The organism is Actinoplanes sp. NPDC026623, assembly GCF_040638275.1.
Lineage (GTDB): Bacteria > Actinomycetota > Actinomycetes > Mycobacteriales > Micromonosporaceae > Actinoplanes.
Genome location: NZ_JBEZXZ010000362.1, coordinates 1 through 4,262, shown reverse-complemented (window position 1 = coordinate 4,262; position 4,262 = coordinate 1). Strand labels below are relative to the sequence as shown.

The window sequence follows — 4,262 nt, the reverse complement described above, 5'->3', positions numbered from 1 at the left end:
CTGAGTTGAGCATTTCCTATCTTCAAATAGTCTGTTTTTATTATCGCGGCCGTGGCGGGGCGGGGGCGGGGCTGGGGGGACCGCCCCCCCCGCGGGGGCCGTGCTCGGGGTATCAGTAGGCGCTGTTCAGGTCCGTCTTGGCGTTGCTCTCGTCGTACTCGCGGTCGGAGATGATGATGTCCTCCGGGATCGGCTCACCGTTGGAGAACTTGGTGGCGGTCTCGAAGGCGAGCGGGCCGAAGCGCGGGTTGGACTCGATGACGGAGTAGATCCAGCCGTCCACGATGGCCTGCACCGCGCCCTTGGTGCCGTCGATCGAGACGATCTTCACCTCGCCCGGCTTCTTGGCGGCACCCTTGAGCGCCACCTCGGCGCCGAGCGCCATCTCGTCGTTCTCCGCGTAGATGCCGTTGATGCCCGGGTTGGACTGCAGCAACTGCTCGGAGACCTTCTGGCCCTCCTCGCGGGAGAACTGGCCGGTCTGCTCGAACACGATCTTGACGTTCGGGGCGACCTTGGCGATCTGGTCCTTGAAGCCCTTGGTGCGCAGCGTGGTGACGTTGTTGCCGGGCGCGCCGAGCAGGATCGCGACCTCGCCCTTGTTGCCCAGCGCCGCCGCCATCTTGTCGGCCGCGCGCTTGCCCTGCTCCTCGAAGTTCGACCCGATGAAGGTCAGGTAGTCGGTGCAGGAGGTCGCGTTGATCTTGCGGTCGATGGTGACGATCGGGATCTTCTTCGCCGACGCCTTGGCGAAGACCGAGTCCCAGCCGTCCGAGTTCAGCGGGGCGATGATGAGCAACTGCACGCCGGAGTCGATCATCTGCTCGACGTCGCTGATCTGCTTGTTGAACTGCGACGCGGCGTTGGTGGTCTGCAGGTTGGCGCTCGGGATGCCCAGCTTCGCCGCCTCGTCCTTGATGGACTGCGTCTCGGCGATGCGGAACGGGTTCGCCTCCTTCTCCGACTGCGAGAAGCCGACCTTGGCGGTCTTCAGGTCGATCTTCGTGCCGCCGAACTGGTCCAGCGTGCAGGTCTTCGCGCCGGGGGCGGCGGACTGCGCGACCTGGGCGCCGGCGGAGGCGGGCGCTCCGCCGGCGCCCGGCGAGTCGCCGTCCTCGGACTTCGCGCACGCGCTCGCGCTGGCGAGAAGAAGGGCCGCGCCGAGGGAAAGAACCGCCGGCCTCCAGCGGCCGGACATAGCGCTCATGACATTGGCTCCTTAGTGGTGACTGCGGCGTCGTCGGGTGAGGCATCGACGCTTTACCATCCCGAAACACATTCACGCACTATCGAACTTTTCCTGTCAAGGTCACGGTCATAACCAATCAGAAACGAACGCGACGCTCCGTCGTGAGTCGACTCCGAGTTTGAGGAGTGGCAGGTCAGCGGCCTGCAGGCGGCAAGAGCTGCGGTTTTCGGCCCTCGACGGCCGTCAATGGGGAACTTTGTTACCGATCACAATTGAACGTGGCGGTCCGAACCGGAGCGTGCGATTCGGCCGGGTCGGCTGTGAGGTCGGTCGAGTTCGGACCGCTACTCGACGGCGGTGGGCACGGCGACCCGGATCGGGTCGATGCCGAACTCGGCCAGCCGGAGGCGCAGCCTGCGCAGGTCCCAGCGGGCCCCGAGCACGGTGTAGACCTCGGCGGCCTCGCCGCCGCAGAGCGCCGCCTCGTGCGGGCGCCGCCGGGCGGCCAGCAGCACGGCCGCGTCCTCGCAGGCGGCGGCGAGCTCCGGCACGCGCCCCACCGCCCGGTAGTGCGAGACGACCTCGAGCGCCGGCGCCGGGTCGCCCGAGAGCAGCGCCCGGCAGCGGGCCGCGGCGGCCCAGGCGCGGGCGGGCCGGACCTCCTTCGCCGCCTCGTCGGCGCAGATCCTCGCCGCCTGCCCGGCCACGTCCTCGCGGCCGATCGACAGGGCGATCCGGATCGCGTCCGGCAGCCACTGGTGCCGCAGCATCATCGGGGCGTACCCGGGGGTCAGCAGCGGGCCGAGGATGCTCAGCGCGTCGGCCGGGCGGTCCCGCTGCTCGGCGCCGAGGGCGCGGGCCACCAGCAGGAAGTCGCAGCTCTCCCGCTCGGCGTCGCTCGCCGGCACCGCGTCCGCGGCGTCCAGGTGCGCGGCGGCCAGATCGGCGTCGTCGCGATGCCCCGCGATCAGCGCCGCCACCCCGTGCAGCAGCATCGTCACCGCGCCGGGCTCCCGCATGCCCAGGAAGGTGAGGCCGGGCGCGTCGTCGGTGACCGCGCTGACCTCAGCCAGCGCGTCGTCCCACCGGCCCAGCCAGTGGTACTGCACCGCGGAGGCGACCTGCAGGCTGGCCGGCAGCCGGTGCCGGATGGCGAACAGCGCCGCCTCCCGCAGGGTCCGCTCGGCCTCCTCCAGCCGGTCCAGGTTCTGCAGCGTGAACATGCGGTTGTCCAGCAGGTCGAAGTACATCCCGGCGAAGGTCGGGTGGTCGTGCATGATGTCCAGCGCGCGGTCCACGTACTCCAGGGCGCGTTCGTGGTCGCGGCGGATCGAGTTGGTCAGCCACGTGGTCTGCAGCGCGAACGCCGCCTCGTACGGCTGGTTCGCCGCCACCGCCTCCTCGTGCACCCGCCGCGCGTCGCGGTCGGCGCGATCGAGGTCGCGCAGGTCGCCGCGGCGGAAGTTGGCCAGCAGCACCCGGTGCCGGGTGCGCCAGAGCTGCGGCACCTCCGGATCGTCGACCGTGCCCGTCAGCAGGCCGATGGCGCCGGCCGCGTCGCCGCGCCGGAACCGCATCGCCGAGAGCAGGTGGAGCATCTCCGCCCGGTCCGCCGCATCGGTGGCGCCGCCGAGCGCCTCGAGCGCCTCGTCCATCGGGAAGCGGTCCTGCCGGAACTCCAGCTTGACCAGGGCGACCAGCAGCGTCTCCCGCTGCCCGGGCGCGGGCAGGTCGGTGGCCAGCGCCTGACGCAGCAGCTCCGCGGCGATCCGGGGAGTCCGCTTCACCACCTCGGCGTGGTGCTCGACCAGCCACCGCACCACCCAGGCGTCGATCACCGGGGTCTCGGCGGCGAGCTGCTCGGCGACCCGGGTCACCGGGCTGCCGCCGCGGGCGAGCGCCTCGGCGGTGTGCCGGTGCAGCGTCGAGCGGACCGCCGGGGGCACGCTCTCGTGCAACGCCTGCCGCAGAAACGGATGCCGGAAGGCCAGGTCGCTGCCCGCGTCCACCACGACGTTCGCGGCGAGCGCCTCCTCCAGGTTGACCATCAGGTCGAACGGCGATCGCCCGGTCACCGCGACGACGTCGTCCACGGCGAACTCGGTGCCCAGCAGGGCCGCCAGCCGCAGCACCTCCCGGGTGTCCTCGGTGAGGAAGTCAAGCGTCTCCCGGACCAGGGCGAGCAGCGAGCTCGGCGCCTCGACGGGCACCGCCTCGGGAATCTCGGCCCGGCCGTCGCTGAACTGCACGACGCCGCTGCGCAGCAGCGCGGTGGCCATCTCCCGGGCGCAGAGCGGATTGCCGCCGGAGCGGGGCACGATGCCGCGCAGGTGCGGACCGATCCGCGCGCCCACCAGGGTGGCGACCAGCTCCTCGATGTCGCCGGGCGGCAGCGCCCGCAGCAGCAGCGTGTGCCCCTGCCGGGACCGCACGCCCCGCCGCGGCTGGGCCGGCGCACGCCCGTTCGGCTCGGGCCGGGCCGCGGCCACCAGCAGCAGCGGCATCCGCCGGGTCACCGCGACCAGGCGGTCCCAGAGCAGCACGCTCGCGTCGTCGGCCCACTGCAGGTCGTCGACGACCAGCACCAGCGGCGCGACGGCACAGGTCGCTCGCACGTACGCCAGCACCCGATCCGCCGCCGGCGTGGCGCCGGCCTCCTCCGGCTCGCCGCCGTGCAGCTCCGCCGCGAGCGCGGCCCGCCGCGGATCGGCGGAATCCGGCTCGATCCCGAGCGCGCGCGTGACCACCTGCAGCGGCACGTGCCGGTCCAGCTCGTCCGCGACGCCCCAGGCGAGCTGGCATCCGTCGTCGCCGGCGGCCGCGAACGCCGCGGTGAGCAGCTCGGTCTTGCCGATGCCGGGCTCGCCCTCGATCCACACGGCGGCGCCCGTGCCGCCCGCGACGGCCCGGGTCAGCTCGCGCAGCCGCCCCAGCTCGGCGCCCCGGCCGACCAGTGCCCGGCCGGCCAGCCCGTCCCGGATGGCCCTGGCCACCGGAGTCGGCACGATCGGGTCGACCGGCCGCGGGCCGAGGGCGGCGGGCGGCGCGACCGAGCCCGCCACCACCCGCCCGT

2 protein-coding genes are annotated in these 4,262 nt (G+C 72.5%); both read right to left on the bottom strand.

All coding sequences use genetic code 11. The annotated features are described in order from the left end of the window. Positions 1-112 precede the first annotated feature (112 nt). The gene (locus AB0F10_RS44545; protein ID WP_360640482.1) at positions 113-1,207 is read right to left on the bottom strand and encodes an ABC transporter substrate-binding protein; all 1,095 of its coding nucleotides are present in this window, start codon (positions 1,205-1,207) and stop codon (positions 113-115) included. Between the two features lie 326 nt (positions 1,208-1,533). After that, positions 1,534-4,262, bottom strand: a 2,729-nt coding sequence (locus tag AB0F10_RS44540; protein WP_360640479.1) for an AAA family ATPase, incomplete at its 5' end; no start/stop codon positions are given.